Below are 22,115 nucleotides of genomic sequence, written 5' to 3' on the forward strand. Positions count from 1 at the left end.
CGTCCCGGCCTTTGCCGGCCGCCCTTCACGCCGGCATCAGCATCACCAGCGTCAGGCCAGGCGCGGCAGCCGGCACCAGCGTGAGCTGCTCGAAATGCAACAGCCCGCGCACTGGATGCCGAAAGCCGCGGCGCCCGCCCTGCCGCTCTTCCACATCCTGCGACAGCCAGTCGACCCGGAACACCGGGCTCTGGGCAATGAGGCCCTCCACCAGCGCGCGCATCGGCGGATCGTCGGCATGGCGGATGCTGTGCGCGCGAAACTCCGACACCAGCCGCGCCGCCCGGTGCGGCCAGTCCTCCACCAATGCCTGCAAACCCGGCGATAAAAACATGCTGCGCAGCAGGTTGCGGTCTTCGCTGGCGGGATCGAGCCAGCCCACGAACAGGTCGGCGGCGGCGGCATTCCAAGCTAGCGCGCTCCATTGCCGGTCCAGCAGGTAGGCCGGGCCGTTGATGGCCTCCACGCTCGCGAGGACAGCTGCTGGCGCGTGTTCGTCCTGCGCCTGCATAGGGTCGCGCCGGCCCGCCAGCTCGAACAGGTAGGCCCGTTCCGCGCGCGACAGCCGCAGTGCGCCGGCCAGGCTGGCCAGCGCGCGGGCCGATAGCGCCACCGGCCTGCCCTGCTCCAGCCACGTCACCCAGGTGGCGCTCAGGCCGGCGAGCTGCGCCAGCTCCTCGCGGCGCAAGCCGGGCGTGCGCCGCCGCCGGCCGGGGGCCAGGCCAACTTCGGCCGGGGCAAGGCGCTCGCGGTGCGCCCGCAGGAAGCGGCCCAGCACAGCTTCGCGCGTGAGTTCGTGTTGCTTGGCGGGATCGGGGGGCGCGTATTCTGTCATGGAGGGCTGAGCGGGCAATGCAGATAGCCAGGCAAAAGCTCAAAAACTTAAAAACTAAAAAGCTGGTGCGTTTTATACCAGGATAAAACCCTGACTTGTACCGGGAAAACAGGCTGCTACAGTACGTCGAACCCGTTACGCGGGCAAGCCCCCGTCACCAATCCCCCGGTCCCCGGTCACCAGAACCCACTAGCGGCCATTGCCGCCAGGAGAGCCACATGCAACAACAAGAACTCGTTGCCGCCCAGTTCGGCGCCACCGCCAGCGCCTACCTCACCAGCGCGGTCCACGCCCAGGGCGCGGACCTGCAGCAGCTTGCACAGGAACTGGCGGCGCTGCCGGCGGCGCAGGTGCTCGACCTGGGTTGCGGCGCGGGCCACGCCAGCTTTGCCGCAGCGGGGGTTGCAGCGCAAGTGACGGCTTACGATCTGTCGGCGGAAATGCTGGCGGTTGTGGAAGGCGCAGCGCGCGACAAGGGGCTGGCGAACATCCGCACCCGCCAGGGCGCCGCGGAATCGCTGCCCTTTGACGATGCCAGCTTCGACGCGGTGATCTCGCGCATGAGCGCTCACCACTGGCGCAATGTGCCGGCGGCGCTGGCGGAGATGTACCGGGTGCTCAAGCCGGGCGGCAAGGTCGTGCTGATCGATATCGCCGGCTCGGACGACCCGCTGCCCGATACCTGGCTGCAATCGGTGGAGTTGCTGCGCGACCCGTCGCATATCCGCGACTACACCGGTACCGAGTGGAAAGCGATGCTGGAGGCTGCGGGCTTCACGGCCAGCGTCTCGCCGGCCTGGCGCATCGAGCTGGAGTTCGCCACCTGGGTGCAGCGCATGCGCACGCCGCCCGTGGCGGTAGCCGCCATCCAGCACCTGTGGCAACTGGCGCCGGCGGAAGTACGCGACCACTACCTCGTCAAGGCCGACGGCAGCTTTGCGCTGGAAGCGGTGATGGTCACGGCAACGCGCAGTTAAGCAGTTAAGCCGTTAAGGAGCTAAGCAGCTAAGCGGCTAAGCGGCTAAGCGGCTAAGCAGCCAAGCCAGGCGGGTGCCCGTCATTGCGCCATGGCCGGCTCGGCCGGCAATGGCAGGCTCTGTACCATCTGCCACACGGCGGCGGCCGAAGGCGACAAGGAGCGGTCCTCCCGGCAGACCATGACGATGCGCCGCTCCTCGCGCGGCGTGAGCGGCCGCCAGACCAGAGGAGACGCCGCCGGCAACGGCAGCGAGAACGAGGGCAGGACCGAAGCGCCGATGCCGGCCTCGACCATGCCAAACACGCTGGCCGAATGCCCCAGCTCCTGCACCACGCTCGGCGCCACGCCATGGCTGGCGAAAATGCGGTCGATCAGGGGCCGGCTGCCCGAGGCGAAATCCAGCAGCACCAGCGGCATGCCGTCCAGTGCGGACCACGGCACCGAGTCGGCATTGGCCAGCGGGTGATCACGCCGGCACACGAAGCAAAACGGATCGGTCGCCAGCGGCGCGATGGTCAAGCCTTCCGGCGCCAACGGATCAATCAATACGCCAAAGTCCACGGCCCCCGCGCGGATCTGCTCGAGGCCGTCGGCCTGCACGTTGTCGCGCACGCTGAGGCGGATATCCGGATATTGGCGCGCGCAGGTCGACACGTACAGCGGCATCAGCCGCGCGGAAATCGTGGGTGCACTGGCAATCACAACCCGGCCGCGATAACGCTCGCCAAGCTGGCGCGTTTCTTCCAGCGTATCGTCCAGCTGGCCAAGCAGGCGCTCGATGGCAGGCGCCAGGGCCTGTCCCGCGTCGGTCACCACCACCTCCCGCGTGGTGCGGTCTAGCAAGCGCACGCCAAGTGCCTCTTCCAGCTCGGCAACGCCCCGGCTGACCGCGGGCTGCGTCAGGCCAACAGCGTCCGCGGCACGGCTGAAACTGCCATGCCCGACCACGGCGAGGAAGACCCGCAACTGGCGCAACGTGTAATTCATGCGTCTATGAGATGAATGGATGCGATAAATGAATTTGCATTCTAGGCGTCACTGACGTCCAATGCTAGGCGAAACCCTAATCCAACCTTGCCGTCATGTCCGCCATCCTCTCACCCTTCAAGAAAATCTACGACCTGATCGACGGGTTCGTGCTGATCATGCTGAGCGCCATCGGCATCGCGCTGCTGGCCCCGCAAATCGGCGCCGGCGACGGCCCGCTGCACCTGGGCATGGTCACCAACCTGGGCGTGGCCCTGGTGTTCTTCCTGCACGGCGCCGCGCTGTCGCGCGACAAGCTGGTGGCCGGCGCGCGCCACTGGCGCCTGCATGCCTTCGTGCAGAGCTTCACCTACATCGTCTTCCCGGTGGTCGGGCTGGCGTTGATGTTCGGCCTGCGCAACATGCTGCCCGCCGAGCTGCTGCTGGGCGTGTTCTACCTGTGCGCGCTGCCATCCACCGTGTCGTCGTCCGTGGCGATGACCTCGATGGCGCGCGGCAACGTGCCCGGCGCGATCTTCAATGCCACCATCTCGGGCCTGATCGGCATGGCCGTCACGCCGCTGCTGATGGGCCTGGTGATCAGCGCCAGCGGCGCCTCGATGCCGCTGGGCAAGGCGCTGACCGGCGTGGCGCTGCAACTGCTGCTGCCGTTCGCGCTCGGCCAGCTGGCCCGCCCGCTGATCGGCAGCTGGCTGGCCAAGAAGAAGCAGATCACCAACAAGATCGACCGCGGCGTGATCGTGCTGATTGTGTATTCGTCGTTCTGCGACGCCACCGCCGCCGGCCTGTGGCACAAGTACAGCTGGGAAACCATTGGTGCCGTGATGGCGCTCGCCGCCGTGCTGCTGGTGGTGATCCTGGCCACCACCACCTTCACCGCGCGCCGCCTCGGCTTCTCGGTGGAAGATGAGATCACCGCGGTGTTCTGCGGCTCCAAGAAGAGCCTGGCCAACGGCATCCCGATGGCCAAGATCCTGTTTGCCGGCCATCCGGCGCTGGGCCTGCTGGTGCTGCCGCTGATGGTCTACCACCAGTTGCAGCTGATCGTGTGCTCGGTGATTGCCTCGCGCTACGCCAGCCGCGACGCGCTGCCCGACGGGGCTACCGCCCGCGCCTGAGTGTCAGAGTGTCAGCGCGCTGCATGGCAAACGGCCGGCAACGATGTTACCGGCCGTTTTGTTTTCAGGCGCCGCCTCTTACTCTTACACCGACGGATTCTTCGCCAGCGGCGGATTGCGCGCGAAGTAGTTCTTGATGCCACGCAGGATGGCGTTGGCCAGTTGCTCCTGGTGGCTCTCGTCGTTGAGCTTGCGCTCTTCCTCGGGATTGCTGATGAAAGCGGTCTCGACCAGGATCGACGGGATATCCGGTGCCTTCAGCACCGCAAAGCCCGCCTGCTCCACACTGCCCTTGTGCAGCCGGTTGACGCCGCCGATCTCCGCCAGCACCGCCTTGCCCACCTGCAAGCTGTCATTGATCTGCGCGGTCGTGGACAAGTCCAGCAGCACCCGCGCCACCTGCGCATCCTTGTTGCCCATATTGGCGCCGCCGATCAGGTCGGAGGCGTTCTCCTTGTTGGCCATCCAGCGCGCGGCGGTGCTGGACGCACCGCGCTCGGACAAGGCGAACACCGAGGCGCCCTTGGCTTCCGGCGAGAGGAAGGCATCGGCGTGGATGGACACGAACAGGTCGGCCTGCACCCGGCGCGCCTTCTGCACGCGCACGTTGAGCGGCACGAAGAAGTCCGCGTCGCGCGTCATCATGGCGCGCATATTGGGCTGGGAGTCGATCTTGGCGCGCAGCCGCTGCGCGATCTGCAGCACCACGTCCTTCTCGCGCGAGCCGGACGCGCCGGTGGCGCCGGGATCCTCGCCACCATGGCCGGGATCGATCGCGACGGTCAGCAGGCGGCGCATCTTGAAGGAACGGTCCGCCGGCGGGTTGTTGGCAGGCAGGGCCGCAGGCGGGTTGTTCTGCGCCAGCGGAGGTGCCGATGGCACGGCTGGTGAGGAAGGCGCCGGCGGCCTGGGCTTGACGGCTGCCATCGGTGGCAGGGCCGGCACCGGGTTGGCGCCCTTGTCCTCGAACTTGCGCACCAGTGCGCCAATGGCGTCTTCCTCGCCGGAGGCAGGCGCGCCGGACACGCCGTCCGCGCCGGCCGGGGGCTGCGTGGCGGCAAACCTGCGCTGCTTGTCCTCGGTGTCGCGCACCAGGGTCCACAAGGGATCCGGCGGATTGACGGGGTACAGGTCAAACACCAGGCGGTTGCGGTAACTGCCAATCGGCGCCAGCGTGAACACCTGCGGCGAGACGTTCTCCTTCAGGTCGAACACCAGCCGCACCACGCGCGGCCGGTTCTGGCCCACGCGCACGGTCTGGATGTAGGGATCGTTGGAGGTGATCTTGGCCACCAGCTCGCGCAGGGTGGGCGAGAGATCGAGGCCATCGATGTCCACCACCAGCCGGTCGGGGCCGTGGATCATCTGGTGGACGGCGGCTAGCGGCTCATCGGATTCGATGGTGACGCGGGTGTATTCCTCGGCGGGCCAGACCCGCACCGCGACGATGCCGGCGCCAAAGGCGATCTGTGGCCCGGCCAGCGTGAGCACCACGCTGCCGGCGCCGGCCTTGAGGCACTGCGCCAGCCATTTGCGGCGGGCCAGCTGGATATCGTCGGGTCGGTCGGTGGCGAGTCGCTTGATCAGCATGCGCAAAGCAGGGTAAGTCCAGTCTGAGTATAGGCACGAAGCGTAACGATACGGCGTTCGGCCGCGTCATCGGCGTCGCTGATGTCCGATTGGAGCAACAAGTGAAGGTCCGGTTCCCCAAGCAAGCGCCCGGCTTTCTCCGGCCACTCCACAAGGCTCACGGCCGGTTCGGCAAAACAATCACGAAAACCGGCATCGGCCCACTCCTCCGGATCGGCGAATCGGTACAGGTCGAAGTGGTAGGCGGTCAGCGGCGAGCCATCGGCGCGCGTGACCGAATACGGCTCGCACAGCGTGTAGGTGGGGCTGCGCACCTTGCCCGCGTGGCCTAGCGCGCGCAGGATGGCGCGCGACAGCGTGGTCTTGCCGGCGCCAAGGTCACCCGAAAGCTGCAGGTGCACGGTCTGGGGCGGCAGGTTGCGCACGGCCTCGGCCAGCGCCGCGCCCAGCCGGGCGGTGGCCGCTTCGTCAGGCAGGTCGAGTGTGCGTTCTTGGAGCAGGGGCATTGCGTACAATTCGGGAATGATCGACCGAGCAGCCCAGGCGCCAACCGCCTCGCCCCCTCCTGCCAGCAGCGCCGCCCACGGGGCAACGCCTGGCCTTGCGCCGCCCCCGGCGTCGTCCGTTGTGCATGCAGGCACGGACGCTGCCGGGCTGGAGGCGCTGGTGGGCTCGATCCGGGCCTGGGGCACGGAGCTCGGCTTCGATGCGCTCAGCATTGCCGACGTGGATCTGAGCCGGGCTGAAGCAGGATTGTTGGCGTGGCTGGCGCAGGGCTACCACGGCGACATGGATTATATGGCGAACCACGGCTTGCGGCGCGCCCGTCCCGCCGAACTCGTGCCCGGCACGGTGCGCGCCATCGTGGCACGCATGCCGTACCTGCCCGCCGCGGGCCCGCACGACTGGCGCGCCCATGAACTTGCCCGGCTCGACGACCCCGCCACTGCCATGGTCTCGCTCTACGCGCGGGGCCGCGATTATCACAAGGTGCTGCGCAACCGCCTGCAGCAGCTCGCCAGCCGCATCGAAGCCGCCATCGGCCCGTTCGGCTATCGTGTCTTCACCGACTCGGCGCCGGTGATGGAGGTGGCGCTGGCCGCGCAGGGCGGGCTGGGCTGGCGCGGCAAGCACACGCTGCTGCTCGACCGCGATGGCGGCTCGATGTTCTTCCTCGGCGAGATCCTGGTCGATGTGCCCTTCCCCGCCGACGCGCCGGAACCCGGCCACTGCGGCAATTGCCGCCGCTGCATCGATATCTGCCCGACCCAGGCCATCCTGGAACCCTACCGGATCGACGCGCGCCGCTGCATCTCCTACCTGACCATCGAGCACAAGGGCGCGATCCCGGAGGCACTGCGCGCGCCAATGGGCAACCGCGTGTACGGCTGCGACGACTGCCAGCTGGCGTGCCCGTGGAACAAGTTCGCCCACCGCGCCACTCTGCCGGACTTCGACGTGCGCAATGGCTTCGACGCGCCCGACATGGCCGAGCTGTTCGGCTGGACGGAGGCGGAATTCAACCAGCGGCTGGAAGGCAGCCCGATCCGCCGCATCGGCCATGAGCGCTGGCTGCGCAACCTGGCGGTAGGGCTGGGCAACAGCCTGCGCGCGGCCATCGCCAGCGGCGATATGGCGCTGGCCACGCGCATCCGCGCCGCGCTCGGCGCGCGCCAGGCCGAGGCCAGCCCGCTGGTGCGCGAGCATATCGACTGGGCGCTGGCCCAGGCGCCCGCTAATTGACGAGCTAACTGACGAGAGACAGCCAGAACGGCGTGGTGACGATGGCCGCCACGGTCATGACCGAGATCGTCGCCGCCACCATCGGGCCGTTGCCGCCCATGCGCACGGCCAGGATGTAGGCGCTCGACGCGGTCGGCAGCGAGGCAAACAGCACCGCGATCTGCGACTGCAGCTCGGTCAGCGGCAGCAAGCGCCCCACCGCCCAGGCAAAGCAGGGCATGGCCACCAGCTTGACACCGCTCCACCACGCCACCGGCCCGACCGCCCCCGTCACCCCGCTCATCTGCAGACCCGCGCCGACTGTCATCAGCCCCAGCGCGGTGGACGCGGAGCCCAGCCGGGCCAGCGTCATGCCCACCACCTCGGGCGGGTGCAGGCCCACCAGGTTGGTCAGCAAGCCCCCTGCGGTGGCGAGGATCAGCGGGTTGCGCGCCAGCTCGCGCCACAGCCGGGTCTCGCCGTGACGGGCCAGCGCCCATACCGCGGCCACATTGCACAGCGGCACCGTGCAGCCGACGATCACCGCCATCATGGCCAGGCCCTCGCTGCCGCCCAGGCGCGCGGCCAACGCCAGCCCGATATAGGAATTGAAGCGGAATGCGGTCTGCAGGCCGGAGGCGAAATCCAGCGGCGCCAGCCGCATCGCCCATTTGACGGCATAGCCGCCAACCATGCCGAACGCGGTGGTCAACAATGCCAGGCCGAGCATGGCCGACGTGGAGGAGAAATCGAACTTGGCGCTGTTGGTGGACTGCAACAGCAGCGCGGGGAAGAGCACGAAGTACACCAGGCGCTCCACCCCAGCCCAGAACGCGCGGTCGAAAGGGGAATAGCGCACCAGCAGCCAGCCGATCAGGATCAGGCTGAAATCCGGCACCAACAAGAGAGCAGAAGACATCGCTTGGTTTTAGTTATTGTGATGGCCGCCGCGCACGCCAAGTGCAGCCTAGGGCAGATACCAATTGGTATTGTTTCAGAAATCGTGGACTATGGCACGTTCCGTCGTACCGTCCAGCCTTTATGTTTTCCCGTCGTACCCCGTTCGCGTGCGAACCGCTCGCCCGCCGCGCAAGCCTGCTGGCGCTCACCCTCTGCGTGGGCGCCGCCCTGGCCATGCCGCCGGAGCGCGCGCGCGCCAACGAAATCGAGGGCATGCGGATCGACGACGCCACCCGGGTCGGCGGCAAGGAGCTGCAGCTCAACGGCACCGGCCTGCGCTCGATGTTCATCATCAAAGGCTATGTGGCCGCCCTTTACCTGCAGGAGAAGGCGCGCAACGCGACCGTGGTGCTGGGCGCCCACGGCCCCAAGCGCCTGCAGATCCGGCCGCTGCGCGAGGTGCCACCCGATGCCTTTATCAAGGCCCTGAACGAAGGGCTCCGCGAAAACCACAGCGAGGTCCAGTTCCAGAGGCTGTCCGAGCGCCTGTTCCAGTTGCGCCAGACCATGGAGCAGATGGGCACCGCCCGCAAGGGCGATGTGATCAATTTTGACTTTTCGCCCGATGGCGGCACCGTGGTCGCCATCAACGGCACGCCGCGCGGCAAGCCGATCCCGGGCGAAGATTTCTACCAGGCCGTGCTGCGCATCTTCCTTGGCGACCATCCGGTCGACCGGGATCTCAAGCGCGGGCTCCTGGGCGGTTAGCCCCCGGGCGGCCTCCAGGCCCGCCCGCCAGAACTCACGCCGCCGGCTTCAAAGCCCCGCCACCGCGGCAGCGTCGCCGGCGTTCTTTACCTTGGGCGGATATCCCCGCCCGGTCCTTTGACGGGAGACACGATCTCATGCAAACCAGCAAAATCGCCCTGGCCCTTGGCCTGGCAGCAGCAGCCTCCGTGGCGCAGGCGCAAAGCTTCCCGACCAAGCCGATCCGGCTGATCATCCCGTTTGCGCCCGGCGGCACGACGGACATCGTGGGCCGTGGCGCGGCCGACCAGATGAGCCGCATCCTGGGCCAGCCCGTGGTGGTGGAAAACCGCGCCGGCGGGGGCGGCTCGATCGGCGCCGACGCCATCGCCAAGGCCGCGCCCGACGGCTACACCATCGGCATCTCCACGGTCTCCACCATGGCGGTCAACCCGGCCTGCAACCCCAAGCTGTCGTACGACCCGATCAAGGACTTCAAGCCCGTCACCAACCTGGCCAACGTGGCCAACGTCATCGCGGTCAACCCGAACTTCCCGGCCAAGGACTACAAGGAGTTCCTGGCTGTGCTCAAGGCCAATCCGGGCAAGTATTCGTACGCGACCTCCGGCACCTGCGCCTTCGGCCACATGCTGGGCGAGCAGTTCAAGGTCTCGACCAAGACCTTCATGGTCCATATCCCCTACCGCGGCGCGGGCCCGGCGCTGAACGACGTGCTGGCCGGCCAGGTGCCGATCATGGTCGACAACCTGCCCTCCTCGATGCCCTACATCAAGGCCGGCAAGCTGCGCCCGATCGTGGTGGCATGGAACAAGCGCATCGACTCCCTGCCGAACGTGCCGACCTTTGGCGAGCTCGGCCTGAAAGAGCCGAACGACCCGGCCTGGTACGGCCTGGTGGCCCCGGCCGGCACGCCTGACGAAGTCATCAAGAAGCTGAACGAAGCCGCGGTCAAGGCGCTGCAGGACAAGGACTTCCAGCAGCGCTTGCGCACTGCCGGCGCGGAACCTTCGGGCAACACCCCGGCGGAGCATGCGGCGGAGATCAAGAAGGAATTCGAGAAGATGAAGACGCTGGTGAAGGTGCAGAACATCAAGCTGGAGCAGTGATGTTGGCGGCAAGCCCGCGGCACTAGCCGAAGCCGGCGAGCGGGCCAAAGCCGCGCGCCATGACGACGGCTGTCTCTCCCTCTCCCCTCAGGGGGAGAGGGCCGGGGAGAGGGGTGGCTTAGCTAGGAGCCACCTGAAGCGAAGCCCGTGGTGTTGTCCAGCACGACGGCGTAACGAGCGCCCGCCCTCTCCCCCAGCCCCTCTCCCGCACGCGGGAGAGGGGAGCACGACAGGGAACACGGCAGGAAGCACGGCAACGCCGACCCAACGCGATCAGGCCAAAGAGGCCAGAACCACCGCCTCGCGCAGTAGCACACTCACCTCGGCCACCGCCGGCGAATACGCCCCTGCACGCGTGGCCGCCACCGCCGCGGTAGCGGCAGCCCATCGCGCCTGCCGCGCCAGCGTCGCCTCGGGGTCCAGCAACAATCCCGCCATCCATCCGCCCATTGCAGCGTCGCCGCAGCCGACGGTATCCACCACCTCGACGGCGAAAACCGGCTGCTCACAAGCACCGTCCCCATGCAACAGCGTCATGCCATCCGCGCCGCGCGTCAGCAGCACGCACGCCTGCGGCGCCAGCGCCCTGAGCGCTGCGAGCGCGGCGTGTTCGTCCAGCGCGGGGTACAGGCCGCGCAGGTCTTCGTCCGATACCTTGATGTAGTCCGCCAGGCCAGCCATGTGCGCAAAGACGGCCTGATACTCCGGCGCACGCATGGGCGTGCGGAAGTTGGGATCGAAGGCGATGCGCTTGCCCGCGGCCCTGGCCTGCGTGGCTTCCGTGCACAGGCGCGCGGCGAGCGGCTGGCGCGCGAGGCTGAGCGAGCCGAAGTGCACGGTGCGCGCGGCCTGGCGCCAGCCCGGCGGCAAGCGCTCGGGGTCGAAGTAGAGATCGGCGCTGTCGTCGCCGACGAAAAAGTACTGCGGCGGGTGCTGCGCGCCGACAAACGCCAGCAACGGCGAGCGCTCCACGCGCTGCAGGAAGCGCAGGTCCAGGCCAGCCTCGGCACTGGCCTCGGCCAGTTGGTCGCCCAGCGTGTCGGCGCTGATCGCACCAGCAAAGGCGGTAGGCACGCCCAGCCGCGCGCCCACGCGGGCCACGTTCCAGCACGAGCCGCCGGGCAGGCCGAGCCAGTCCTGCCCGCCCTGGTGGACCATATCGGTCAATGCCTCGCCAAAGACGACGTAGGCTGGCCATGATGTCGTTGTCATTGCATCCTCTTTCTCGGTTTTCCGTATGCGTGCGCTGCCGCGCGTCAGCCTTGCCAGGCCGATGCCGCGGCCAATGCGCGCCGGATCAGGCCGGCGGTGGAAGCATCATGCGGGCGCGCCGGCCCGCCGTCGAGCTCGCAGGCGATCGGCGCGGCAAGTTGCTTGCCCAGCTCCACGCCCCACTGGTCGAACGAGTTGATATTCCACAGCACGCCCTGCACGAAGGTGCGGTGCTCCGAAAGCGCGATCAATGCGCCCAGATGATACGGATCGAGCCGCTGCAGCAACAGCGTATTGCTGGGGCGGTTGCCCTCGAACACCATGTGCGGCACCAGCGCTTCGTCCTGCACGCCGAGCGCCCTGACCTCTTGCGCGGTACGTCCGCGCAGCAACGCCTCGCCTTGCGCAAAGCAGTTGGCGAGCAGCTTGCCGTGGTGACCCGGCATCGGGTGCACCGGCTCCAGCGCGGCGATGAAATCCACCGGCATCCAGTGCGAGCCCTGGTGCACCATCTGGAAGTAGGCGTGCTGTCCGTTGGTGCCGGTGGTGCCCCACACCACCGGCGCGGTGCCTTGCGCGGCGGCGGCACCATTGAGCTGCACGGACTTGCCGTTGCTCTCCATCTCGAGCTGCTGCAAGAAGGCCGGCAGCAGCTCGAGCGGCTCGCAGTACGGCGCCACGCAGCGGCTGCCGGTGCCCAGGAAGCTGCGATACCACACGTCGAGCAGGCCGAGGATCATCGGCATGTTCTGCGGCGCGTCGGCCTCGGCGAAATGCCGGTCCATGGCGCGGGCGCCATCGAGCAACTGGCGAAAGCGCGCAAAGCCAACAGCCAGCGCAATCGACAACCCCACCGCGGACCATAGCGAAAAGCGCCCACCCACCCAGTCCCAGAACGGGAACATATTGGCGGGGTCGATGCCGAACGCGGCCACCGCCTGCCGGTTGGTGGAGACCGCGACGAAGTGGCTGGCCAACTGTGCGTGCGGCACGCCGTGGCGCAGGAACCAGGTGCGCGCGGTGTGCGCGTTGGCCATGGTCTCCAGCGTGGTGAAGGTCTTGGAGCAAACCACCACCAGCGTGCTGGCGGCGTCCAGCCGCGCCAGCACGGCGGCAAGATCGCTGCCATCCACGTTGGCGACAAAATGCAGGCGCGGCCCTTCGGTGTCCAGGTGCGCGAGCGCGCGGCAGACCATGCGCGGGCCGAGGTCCGAGCCGCCGATGCCGATATTGATCACGTCGGTGATCCGGCGGCCATTCCAGCCGCGCCACGTGCCGCCGCGCACCGCGTCGGCAAAGCGCTCCATCTGGGAGAGCACCGCAGCCACGTCGCCGGCCACCGCCACGCCCTGCGCGTGAAAGCCGTCCTGCGGCCACGCGCGCAGCGCCATATGCAGCGCGGCGCGGCACTCGGTGGTGTTGACCGCTTCGCCGCGGTACATGGCATCGCGCCGCGCGCTCACGCCGGCCTCGTCGGCCAGCGCGAAGAGCAGCGCCATGGTGGTGTCGGTGACGCGGTTCTTGGCGTAGTCGAGCGTCAGGCCGGCCGCCTCGGCCACGAAGCCGGCGCCACGGGCTTCGCCCTGCTGGCCGTCGAACCAGTCGCGCAGGTGGGCATGGCGGATGACCTGCGCATGCTCTTCAAGCCGTTGCCAGGTGCTTGGGAAATCGGACTTCGGGGACATCGTGGACATCGAATCAACTCCTGTACTCGCCGCCGCGCCGGCAACCGCCGGCGCGTCGCCATGCTTCAGACTGGCTTCACAACGCGTCTCACAGCTCTTCATGCCACACCGCGCCATCGCGCGAGGGCAGCGCGCTCGACGCCGCCGGCCCCCAAGTGCCGGCGGTGTAGAGCTTGGGCGCGAGATTGCTCTGCGCCCAGGCCTGCTGGATCGGCGCGACCCACCGCCAGGCCTGCGCCTGCTCGTCGCGCCGCACGAACAGCCCGAGCCGCCCGCGGATCACGTCCAGCAGCAGCCGCTCGTAAGCCCCGGTCTTGCGCTCATTGCGATTGCCCTGGCCGCGCGGCAGCATGCGTTGCAGGTCCAGCGTGGCGGGCTGCAGCGCCTGCGTGTCGCCGGGATGCTTGACCAGGAAATGCAGGCGGATGCTTTCCTCCGGCTGCAGCGTGATCACCAGCCGGTTGCCGGGCTCGTGGTCCAGCGGGCGCGGGAACAGCGAGTACGGCACGTCGCGGAACTGGATCACGATCTCGGCCACGCGCGACTGCATGCGCTTGCCGGTGCGCAGGTAGAACGGCACGCCGGCCCAGCGCCAGTTGGCAACCTCCGCCTTGATGGCGACGAAGGTCTCGGTCTGGCTATCGGGCGCGACGGCCGGCTCGTTCACATAGCCCGGCACGGCGTCGCCGGCCGCCGCGCCACGGCAGTATTGCCCGCGCACCACCTTCTCGGCGACCTCGTTCAACTCGATGGGCTTGAGCGCCTTGAGGATCTTCAGCTTCTCGTCGCGGATCGCGTCCTCCGACAGGCTGGCCGGCGGCTCCATCGCCACCATGCACAGCAGTTGCAGCAGGTGGTTCTGCACCATGTCGCGCAGCGCGCCGATGCCGTCGTAGAATGCGCCGCGCTTTTCCACGCCGATTTCCTCGGCGATGGTGATCTGCACATCGCGCACCCATTCGCGCCGCCACAGCGGTTCGAACAGTACGTTGCCAAAGCGCATCGCCATCAGGTTCTGCACCGACTCCTTGCCCAGGTAATGGTCGATGCGGTAGATCTGGTCTTCGGCAAAATGTTGCGCCACCGCGGAGTTGATGGCATCGGACGAGGCCAGATCGTGGCCCAGCGGCTTTTCCAGCACGATGCGCACGCCTGCGTGGTTAAGGCCGGTGCGCGCCAGTTGCTCGCAGATCGGCACGAACAACTGCGGGCCGGTGGCCAGGTAGAACACCACCACCGGCGCGGCGCGGGCACGGACCAGCTCGGCGAGTGCATCGAAACCCTCCGGCGCGTTGGCGTCCACCTGCAGGTAGAGGATGCGCGCGACAAAGGCCTGCCAGACTTCGGCCGCGGCGGCAGCGGGCAGCGCCGGACGCACCTTGGACTCGAGCATGGCCAGGTAGGCTTCCTGGCCGAGCGGCTGGCTGCCGAGTGCGAGGATGCGCCCGCGCGCGTGCAGCGAGCCCACGCAGTGCGCATCGAACAGCGCCGGCAGCAGCTTGCGCGTGGCCAGGTCGCCGGTGCCGCCGAACAGCACGAAGTCGAATTCGGGGACTGCGCCTACAGCATTGTTTGGCATGGTTTCACCAGTCGGTTGGTCGGTTGGTCGGTTGGTCGGTTGGTCGGTTGGTCGGTTGATCGGTTGATCGGCTATCAGGGGATTCGGTTGTAAGTTGAGCGCGGACCGCTGCCCGGCTAGCGCGGCGCGGCCCAGCCCTTGTACGCGTTCACATTGGCACGCGTGACCAGTGTGGGCGGCAGCAACACGATGCGGTTTGCGGGTGCCTGGCCATGCATCAGCCCCACGCCGATCTCCACCGCGGTGCGGGCGATGGCCCACGGGTCCTGGCTGGCCGAGGCCTGCACCAGCGTGTTGGCCTTGAGCGCGGCCTCGATATCGGGCGCGCCATCGACAGACGCGATCAGGATGCCACGGCGGTTCAGCTGACGCGCGGCCAGGTCGGCGCCGACAGCCTGCGGGTCGTTGATGGTGAAGACCGCGTCGATCTTGGGGAAGCGGGTCAGGTAAAGCTGCATGACATTGAGGCCGCCCTCGCGTGAGCCCTTGCCATCCTGGTCATCGGAGAGCACGTGGATGCCGGGGTGCTTGCCCAGCACCGTCTTGCAGCCCTTCACGCGATCCAGCACGGCAGACACCGGCGGGCCATTCTGGATGATGAGGTTACCGCGCCCGCCCAGCCGCTCGGCGAGAAAGGCGCAGGCCAACTCGCCGGCCTGCGTGTTGTCGGTCTGCACCGTGGCGTCGGCACCCGCCGCCGCCACGTCCACCGCCACCACCACGATGCCGGCCTTGCGGGCCTTCTTCACCGCGGGCTCGATGGCGCGCGCGTCGGCCGCGTTGATCAGGATCAGGTCCACCTTCGACACGATAAAGCTATCGATATGCGAGAACTGCTTGTTGAGGTCATAGTCGGCGGACAGCACCGTGACCTTGGCATCCGGGTTGATCTTCTTGGCGGCGGCTTCGGCGCCGTGCGCCAGCGCGACGAAGTACGGGTTGCCGAGCGAGCCGAGCGTGACGCCGACTTTTTTCAGCGGCCGTTGCGCGGCCGCGCTCGCCGGTGCGGCGTCCGGCGCGTTCTGTGCGGCGGCGCCGGCGCACAGCAGGCTCATTGCCGCCATCGCCAGTGCCGCCAGGTATTGCTTGGACATATCGTGTCTCCAGTAGCCGGTGGTCAGGTCACGCACGCTTCACGTGCGCGCCGAGCCCTTGCGGCGATAGCTGTCGAGCGCCACCGCACCAATGATCACCAGCCCCTTGATGATGTATTGCCAGATATCTGACACGCCCAGCAGCACCAGTCCGTTGGACAGCACCGCGATGATCAGCGCCCCGACCAGCGTGCCGACGATGGAGCCGGTGCCGCCCACGAAGCTGGTGCCGCCCAGGATGACCGCGGCGATGGCATCGAGCTCGTACGACTGGCCAAGCTGCAGCCCGTTGGCCGCGTACAGGCGCGCGGAAGACATCACGCCGCCCAGCCCCGCCAGCAGCCCGGACACCGCGTACACGAACAGCAGCACGACCCACACCTTGATGCCGGACAGGCGCGCCGCCTCGGCATTGCCGCCCACCGCGTAGATCTGCAAGCCCAGCACAGTGCGGCGCAGCGCGAACCACGACACCGCCACCACGGCAAAGGCGATGATCACCAGCCAGGGCACGCCCAGTACTTCGCCGTTGCCGATAAAGGCAAAGCCGATATCCGGGTTGTAGATCGTGCTGTCGTTGCCGACCAGCCGCGCCAGCCCGCGCACCGCCGTCAGCGTGCCCAGTGTGACGATGAACGGCGGCAGTTTCATGAAAGCGACCAACGCGCCGTTGACGATGCCGAACAGCAGGCCGCACAAGAGCGCGGCGGGCACGCTCAGCATGCCGAGCTGCGGCATCAGCGACACCAGCATCGCCACCACCGCCGAGATCGACAGGATGGAGCCCACCGACAAATCGATGCCGCCGGTCAGGATCACGAAGGTCATGCCCGCGGCCAGCACCATGTTGATGGAGGCTTGCTGCGCGATGATCGACAGGTTCTGCCAGCCGGCGAAGTTCTCGGTCAGCACCGAGAAGCCGATGCACAGCAGCACAAGCACGGGCAGCATGCCAAGCGCGCGCAGGCGCTCCTGGGTGGTGAGGCGGCCGAGAGTGGCCGCGGGCAACGAAGCGCCAGTGGAAGCGGCGGGACGTGTGATGGATTCATGCATGGTTGTCTCCTGCGCCGGCGGCTGCGCAGCGTTGCGGGCCGGCGTCGATGGTTCTGTCTCTTGCGGGCGGCGCACAGGCTGCGCCCTGCCTCAATGCAGCGTGATGCTAGTTGCATGGCCGGCGGCAGCGCGCGGCACGTCCGCCCATGCGGGCGCCGGCTGCGCGGCCGCGCCGGTGGCCAGCGCGATGATGCGTTCCTGGGTTTCGGCCGCGCTGCCGGCGGGGCGCACCTCGCCGGCCAGCGCGCCCTCGCGCATGACCAGCACGCGATCACACAGGCCCACCACTTCGGGCAGCTCGCTGGAGATCATCAGGATCGCCACGCCGCTCTGGGCCAGCGCGTTGATCAGCCGATAGATCTCCGACTTGGCGCCGATGTCCACGCCACGCGTAGGCTCATCCAGGATCAGCACGCGCGGCTGGATTTCCAGCAGCCGCGACAGCATCACCTTCTGCTGGTTGCCGCCGGACAGCGCGCCCACGTTGACCTGCGCATGCGCCACGCGGATGCCCAGCGTGTCGATGGCCTCGGCCGTGCGGCGGCGCGCGGCGCTCCGGTTCAGGCGGCCCAGGCCTAGTGCGTCGCGCGCGGCCACGATCAGGTTGATGTTCTCGTGCACGCTCTGGTCCAGGAACAGGCCCTGCAGCTTGCGATCCTCGGTCAGGTAGGCAATGCCGGCATCGATGGCCTGGCGCGGGCCGCCGGCCGGCAGCGTGACCAGCCCGCCGGGGCCGGCCGGGTTGGCCGGGTCGGCAATCCGGACCTCGCCGCGCGTGCGCATGTCGGCCCCGAACACCAGCCGCGCCAGCTCCGTGCGGCCCGCGCCGACCAGGCCCGCCAGCCCCAGTACCTCGCCGGCGCGCAGGTCGAAGCTGCAGCCCTTGACGCGCCGGCCATCGGCCACGTCGCGCACGGACAGCATCACCTCACGCTCGACCGGCTGGCCGTGCGTCTTGGTGTAGAAACCTGACAGGTCGCGCCCCACCATCATCTTGACCAGCGCCGCCTGCGACAGGTGCGCGCGGTCCAGCGTGCCAACGAAACAGCCGTCGCGCAACACGGTCACGCGATCGGCCAGCTCGTCAATCTCGGCCATGCGGTGGCTGATATAGAGAATCGCCATGCCTTCGCCGCGCAGTTGGCGGATCAGCGCGAACAGGCGATCCGTCTCGTGCGTGGACAGCGGCGTGGTGGGCTCGTCCATCACCAGGATGCGCGCCTCGAAGTGCACGGCCCGCGCGATTTCCACCAGCTGGCGCTGCGCGATCGACAGGCTTGCCACGTTCGCCGCGGGCGAGAAATCCGCGCCGAGCCTGGCCAGCGTGGGCGCGCAGGCGCGCACCATCTCGCCGCGCGCCACCAGCCCGCGCCGCTGCAGGGCACGGCCCAGATAGATGTTCTCGGCCACGCTCAGGTTGGGCGCCAGGCTGAGCTCCTGGTAGATCACCGCCACGCCAAGGTCGCGCGCGGATTGCGGCCCATCGATCTGCACCCGTTGCCCGTCGATATGGCATTCGCCGCCGGGGTCCGCGGTGTAGGCGCCGGACAGGATCTTCATCAGCGTCGACTTGCCGGCGCCGTTCTCGCCCATCAAGGCGTGGACCTCGCCGGCGTAGGCCGTGAGCTCGACATTGCGCAGCGCGCGCACGCCGGGGAAGGTCTTGCAGATATTGCGCAGCGCCAGCAGCGGCGCCTTGGTGGACGTATCGCACGTATCGCACGTATCGGACGAAGCAGCCGAAATGGGCGAAATAGGTGAAATAGACGAAGCGGACAGATCAGACGATGGCATGGTTGGCCTCCGGAATCATGGCGGATGCGCCTTTGAGCATGTCGGCCCGCGGCGAGAAATTCATGAACATCGGCAGCGACGCGGCACCGACCGCGCCGGCGTTGGCACCAAAGCAGCCACGCACCACGCGTGGCGCTCGCCGAGCCTCGGGCGCGCCGTCGTCCAGCTCGCCTTGCAGGCGCTCGATCAGCGCCTGCACCAGGCCACCGTCGATATCGGCGTCAAGGATGATCAGCGGCACGTCGAGCACCGCCAGCGCCGATTGCATGGCGGGCGCCAGCGCATCGATGCAGTCGTCCAGCCACTGCGCCACCGCCGGGTGCTGGACGCGCACCTGCGCTTCCAGATCGGCATGGCCGTCGATGGTCACGCCGTGGTGGCGCAGGTGGCGCGTCAGCGCGTTGAGCGAGGCGCGCGCCAGCAGGATGTCGCGCCGCTTGCCGGTGCGCGGCGCGGAGGCCAGGGTGCTGGGCTGCACCGGCATCATGCCGATGTCGCCGGCATTGCCCGACACGCCGCGCACGCAGTCTCCGTTGAGCGCCACGCCGCCGCCGATGGCCGGGCCGACGAAGACATAGAGGAAGCTCTGCGCGTGGTGGCTGCCGTAGAACAGCTCGGCCACGGCAGCAGCGGTGCCGTCGTTCTCGCCAAACACCGGCAGGCCGGTGGCATCCGACAGCGCTGCGGCAAAGTCCACGGCATCCCAGGCGCGGAAGGTGGCCTGCGATGCCTCGTCCTGCAAGTCCAGCTCGCGCAGCCAGGCACCGAGGTTATAGGGCTGGGCCACGCCGATGCCAAGCAGGCGCTTGCGCTCGTCCGGCGTAAGCAGCGCACGCAGTTCGGCCACATCGTCGCGCACCAATGCCAGCGCTTGCTCCGGGTGGGGCAGGACCATCTGGTGGGCGCGGCTGGCGAGGATCTCGCCGCCGAAGTCCACCATCACGCACTCGATGCTGCCACGGTCCAGCCGGACCCCGATGCCGAACGCGCCCTTGGGCTGCAGGCGGATCAGGCTGGCCGGCTGGCCACGCTGCCCATCCTGGCGGCGGCCGGCCACATGGATCAGGCCATCCTCGGTGAGCGTCTGCACGATGCTGCCCACCGCCGTGTTGGTGAGCTGCGCGATGCGGGCGAGATCCGCCTTGGACGCCTCCCCGGCATGCCGCAGCGCCAGCAGTAGCGCGCGCTCGTTGTACAGCCGCAAACTGGCGGAATTCACGCCGCGGCCGGCCTTGGCACTGTTCATGTGGTCTCCGAATGCTGTTATGAGTACCGCCTGCATCACGTTGCGCGCTGAGTGGCGACGGCGGTGTATCTAGCTGCGGCATTAATTAATTCAGATTGAATTAAATAATAAGCCAGACCAGAACTCAAGGAAGGGGAAACCCCAGTCAAGTGGTTGCATGGCCCTCTGCGGTGCGCCCCACACGCCACCGCGCATCCCGGCGCCGCCGCCATGCTCTAAAATCCAGGCTCGCGCTTCCCACCCCTGCCATGGACTCCATCTTCGACGCCATCCTCCCAGCCCCTTTCGGCAAGATCGGCGTGCGCACCGACGGCGAATTCGTCCGCGAGATCGTGTACCTGCCCGCGAGCATGCGGCTCGTCGAGCCGGCCAACGCGGTCACGCAACGCCTGGCGCGGCAACTGGAGGCCTACTACGCCGATCCGGATGCACGCTTCGATATCCCGCTGGCGCCGGTCGGCAGCGCGTTCCAGCGCCGGGTCTGGCAAGCGATCTCGAACGTGCCGCGTGGCAAGGTCACCACCTATGGCGCGGTGGCGCGGCAGATCGCCAGCGCGCCACGCGCGGTCGGGCAGGCGTGCGGGGCGAATTTCTTCCCACTGGTGATTCCCTGCCATCGCGTGGTTGGCGCCAGCGGCATCGGCGGCTTTGCCAACCATGACGGCGACGGCTTCTTCCTTGATATCAAACGCTGGCTGCTGCGCCATGAAGGGGTGATGCTGGCATGAACGACATTGCGCAGATTGACGGCGGCGACAGCGGCCATATCGACGACATGGAAGACAGCAACGCCGTCATCGACACCGAAGACACCGAGGACAGCCCCGCCCTGCTCGCCGACCTGGCCCTGGTCGACCGCTTCTGCGACGCGCTGTGGCTCGAAGACGGCCTTGCGCAGAACACCATCGACGCCTACCGGCGCGACCTGGCGCTGCTGTCGCGCTGGCTGCATGCCTCGGGCACCTGCGCGCTGCTGGCGGTGAACGACAGCGCCCTCAACGGCTACTTCGCCTCGCGCCACCTGGAAACCCGCGCCTCGTCCGCCAACCGGCGGCTGACGGTGTTCAAGCGCTTTTTCCAGTGGGCGCTGCGCGAGCACATGATCACGGCCGATCCCTGCCTGCTGCTGCGCCCGGCCAAGCAGCCGCCGCGCTTTCCCAAGACCCTGACCGAAGCCCAGGTCGAGGCGCTGCTGGAGACACCCGACACCGCCACGCCGCTTGGCCTGCGCGACCGCACCATGCTGGAGCTGATGTATGCCAGCGGCCTGCGCGTGTCCGAGCTGACACAGATGAAGACCATCGAGATCAGCCTGAACGAGGGCGTGGCGCGCGTGGTGGGCGGCAAGGGCAACAAGGAACGCCTGGTGCCGTTTGGCACCGAAGCCGGCGACTGGCTGCGCCGCTACCTGGCCGAAGGCCGGCCCGCGCTGTTGGGCGAGCGTGCCTGCGAAGCGCTGTTCGTCACCCAGCGCGGCGACGGCATGACGCGCCAGGCCTTCTGGCACCTGATCAAGCGCCACGCCCGCGAAGCCGAGATCTACGCGCCGCTGTCACCGCACACCTTGCGGCATGCCTTTGCCACCCACCTGCTCAACCACGGCGCGGACCTGCGCGTGGTGCAGTTGCTGCTGGGGCACGCCGATATCTCCACCACGCAGATCTACACGCACGTGGCGCGCGAGCGCCTGCGCGAGCTGCACCAGCACCACCATCCGCGCGGCTAGGTTGCCCGCGCGGTCATTGCGATCCGTCATCCATCATGAGCAAGACCAAACACGTTTCGGAAACCCCGGCCACCCAGTTCCTCAAGCGGCATGGCGTTGCCTTTGGCGAGCATGCCTATGACTACGTCGAGCATGGCGGCACCGGCGAGTCCGCCCGCCAGCTCGGCGTGGACGAGCACGCGGTGATCAAGACGCTGGTGATGGAAGACGAGCGTGCGCAGCCGCTGATTGTGCTGATGCATGGCGACTGTTCGGTGTCTACCAAGAACCTGGCGCGGCAAACCGGGCACAAGAGCGTGCAGCCCTGCAAGCCGGAGGTGGCGCAGCGGCATAGCGGGTATCTGGTGGGCGGGACCTCGCCGTTCGGGACGCGCAAGCGGATGCCGGTTTTTGTTGAGGCCGGTGTGCTGGCGCTGGAGCGGATCTATATCAATGGGGGCCGCAGGGGGTATCTGGTTAGTATTGATCCGCAGGTTTTGAAGACGTTGGTGGGGGCGGAGGTGGTGGAGTGTGGGTTGAGGGATTGATGAGGGTGAGGATGGGGTGGTCGCTGTTTCTTTGAGCGGCGATGGCGTTTGCACCCAAGAGCCATACGACATCGCCCTTGCTTGGTTGCTGCTTCTTTGAGCGGCGATGGTTTTTGCACCCAAGGGCCATACGACATCCCCCTGCGGGGGCTGCCGGTCACTTTTCTTTGACCGGCAAAGAAAACTAACGAAAA

20 protein-coding genes are annotated in these 22,115 nt (G+C 67.8%); 8 read left to right on the forward strand and 12 right to left on the reverse strand.

From position 1 onward, the window contains the following. Positions 1–25 precede the first annotated feature (25 nt). Positions 26–835, reverse strand: a complete 810-nt coding sequence (locus AC1RQC_RS33865) for a helix-turn-helix transcriptional regulator (protein ID WP_492885877.1) — start codon at positions 833–835, stop codon at positions 26–28. 218 nt (positions 836–1,053) lie between these two features. Here AC1RQC_RS33865 and AC1RQC_RS33870 point away from each other — a divergent pair, with 218 nt between their 5' ends. Next, positions 1,054–1,812, forward strand: a complete 759-nt coding sequence (locus tag AC1RQC_RS33870) for a class I SAM-dependent methyltransferase (protein WP_492373331.1) — start codon at positions 1,054–1,056, stop codon at positions 1,810–1,812. An 80-nt stretch (positions 1,813–1,892) separates the two neighbouring features. On the opposite strand, the gene AC1RQC_RS33875 is transcribed toward AC1RQC_RS33870, so the two are convergent. Next, on the reverse strand, positions 1,893–2,801 hold the full coding sequence (locus tag AC1RQC_RS33875; RefSeq protein WP_492373330.1) for a LysR family transcriptional regulator: 909 nt from the start codon (positions 2,799–2,801) through the stop codon (positions 1,893–1,895). Positions 2,802–2,896: 95 nt separating this feature from the next. Here AC1RQC_RS33875 and AC1RQC_RS33880 point away from each other — a divergent pair, with 95 nt between their 5' ends. After that, positions 2,897–3,919, forward strand: a complete 1,023-nt coding sequence (locus tag AC1RQC_RS33880; RefSeq protein ID WP_043344030.1) for a bile acid:sodium symporter family protein — start codon at positions 2,897–2,899, stop codon at positions 3,917–3,919. Positions 3,920–4,003: 84 nt separating this feature from the next. On the opposite strand, the gene AC1RQC_RS33885 is transcribed toward AC1RQC_RS33880, so the two are convergent. Both AC1RQC_RS33885 and tsaE read right to left on the reverse strand, forming a co-directional pair. Then, on the reverse strand, positions 4,004–5,509 hold the full coding sequence (locus tag AC1RQC_RS33885) for an N-acetylmuramoyl-L-alanine amidase (protein ID WP_150988779.1): 1,506 nt from the start codon (positions 5,507–5,509) through the stop codon (positions 4,004–4,006). Continuing rightward, positions 5,503–6,015, reverse strand: a complete 513-nt coding sequence (gene tsaE, locus AC1RQC_RS33890; RefSeq protein ID WP_492885879.1) for a tRNA (adenosine(37)-N6)-threonylcarbamoyltransferase complex ATPase subunit type 1 TsaE — start codon at positions 6,013–6,015, stop codon at positions 5,503–5,505. Before tsaE ends, AC1RQC_RS33885 begins: the two co-directional genes overlap by 7 nt. 16 nt (positions 6,016–6,031) lie before the next feature. Here tsaE and queG point away from each other — a divergent pair, with 16 nt between their 5' ends. Next, a complete protein-coding gene (gene queG, locus AC1RQC_RS33895; protein WP_492813172.1) occupies positions 6,032–7,252 on the forward strand; it encodes a tRNA epoxyqueuosine(34) reductase QueG in 1,221 nt (406 codons plus the stop codon). Positions 7,253–7,256: 4 nt separating this feature from the next. Here the strand turns inward: queG and AC1RQC_RS33900 are convergent, their stop codons facing one another. Then, positions 7,257–8,150 carry an AEC family transporter gene (locus tag AC1RQC_RS33900; RefSeq protein ID WP_492373327.1) on the reverse strand — a complete coding sequence of 298 codons (894 nt, stop codon included), beginning with the start codon at positions 8,148–8,150 and terminating at the stop codon, positions 7,257–7,259. Positions 8,151–8,272: 122 nt separating this feature from the next. Between AC1RQC_RS33900 and AC1RQC_RS33905 the strand changes: the two genes are divergently transcribed. Together AC1RQC_RS33905 and AC1RQC_RS33910 are read left to right on the forward strand one after the other, a co-directional pair. Beyond that, the gene (locus AC1RQC_RS33905) at positions 8,273–8,899 is read left to right on the forward strand and encodes a chalcone isomerase family protein (protein WP_492373326.1); all 627 of its coding nucleotides are present in this window, start codon (positions 8,273–8,275) and stop codon (positions 8,897–8,899) included. Between the two features lie 137 nt (positions 8,900–9,036). Beyond that, a complete protein-coding gene (locus AC1RQC_RS33910; protein ID WP_253930730.1) occupies positions 9,037–10,005 on the forward strand; it encodes a tripartite tricarboxylate transporter substrate binding protein BugE in 969 nt (322 codons plus the stop codon). A 273-nt stretch (positions 10,006–10,278) separates the two neighbouring features. On the opposite strand, the gene AC1RQC_RS33915 is transcribed toward AC1RQC_RS33910, so the two are convergent. From AC1RQC_RS33915 to AC1RQC_RS33945, 7 genes are all read right to left on the reverse strand, one after another. Then, the gene (locus tag AC1RQC_RS33915; RefSeq protein ID WP_492830611.1) at positions 10,279–11,217 is read right to left on the reverse strand and encodes a carbohydrate kinase family protein; all 939 of its coding nucleotides are present in this window, start codon (positions 11,215–11,217) and stop codon (positions 10,279–10,281) included. Between the two features lie 44 nt (positions 11,218–11,261). Next, positions 11,262–12,911 (reverse strand): glucose-6-phosphate isomerase, encoded by a 1,650-nt coding sequence (pgi, locus tag AC1RQC_RS33920; RefSeq protein ID WP_492885881.1) that lies wholly within the window; start codon positions 12,909–12,911, stop codon positions 11,262–11,264. A gap of 79 nt (positions 12,912–12,990) precedes the next feature. Beyond that, a complete protein-coding gene (gene zwf / locus AC1RQC_RS33925) occupies positions 12,991–14,481 on the reverse strand; it encodes a glucose-6-phosphate dehydrogenase (RefSeq protein ID WP_492376665.1) in 1,491 nt (496 codons plus the stop codon). Positions 14,482–14,597: 116 nt separating this feature from the next. Next, positions 14,598–15,536, reverse strand: a complete 939-nt coding sequence (locus AC1RQC_RS33930; RefSeq protein ID WP_492813194.1) for an ABC transporter substrate-binding protein — start codon at positions 15,534–15,536, stop codon at positions 14,598–14,600. A gap of 78 nt (positions 15,537–15,614) precedes the next feature. Continuing rightward, complete coding sequence (locus AC1RQC_RS33935) at positions 15,615–16,628, reverse strand: ABC transporter permease subunit (RefSeq protein ID WP_492885883.1); 1,014 nt, start codon at positions 16,626–16,628, stop codon at positions 15,615–15,617. Between the two features lie 90 nt (positions 16,629–16,718). Beyond that, positions 16,719–18,422, reverse strand: coding sequence for a sugar ABC transporter ATP-binding protein (locus AC1RQC_RS33940; protein WP_492885885.1), 1,704 nt, complete (start codon positions 18,420–18,422; stop codon positions 16,719–16,721). Next, complete coding sequence (locus AC1RQC_RS33945) at positions 18,409–19,668, reverse strand: ROK family transcriptional regulator (protein WP_492376668.1); 1,260 nt, start codon at positions 19,666–19,668, stop codon at positions 18,409–18,411. Before AC1RQC_RS33945 ends, AC1RQC_RS33940 begins: the two co-directional genes overlap by 14 nt. Positions 19,669–19,916: 248 nt before the next feature. Between AC1RQC_RS33945 and AC1RQC_RS33950 the strand changes: the two genes are divergently transcribed. From AC1RQC_RS33950 to AC1RQC_RS33960, 3 genes are read left to right on the forward strand one after another with little or no spacing between them, the layout of a single operon-like run. Then, positions 19,917–20,396, forward strand: a complete 480-nt coding sequence (locus AC1RQC_RS33950; RefSeq protein WP_174425989.1) for a methylated-DNA--[protein]-cysteine S-methyltransferase — start codon at positions 19,917–19,919, stop codon at positions 20,394–20,396. Between the two features lie 47 nt (positions 20,397–20,443). Then, positions 20,444–21,394: a site-specific tyrosine recombinase XerD gene (gene xerD / locus AC1RQC_RS33955; RefSeq protein ID WP_492376671.1), complete on the forward strand. Its 951-nt coding sequence runs from the start codon at positions 20,444–20,446 to the stop codon at positions 21,392–21,394. Positions 21,395–21,429: 35 nt separating this feature from the next. Then, complete coding sequence (locus AC1RQC_RS33960; RefSeq protein ID WP_492376669.1) at positions 21,430–21,921, forward strand: aminoacyl-tRNA deacylase; 492 nt, start codon at positions 21,430–21,432, stop codon at positions 21,919–21,921. Positions 21,922–22,115 lie beyond the last annotated feature (194 nt).

This window comes from Cupriavidus sp. GW822-FHT03E04 (assembly GCF_058801495.1).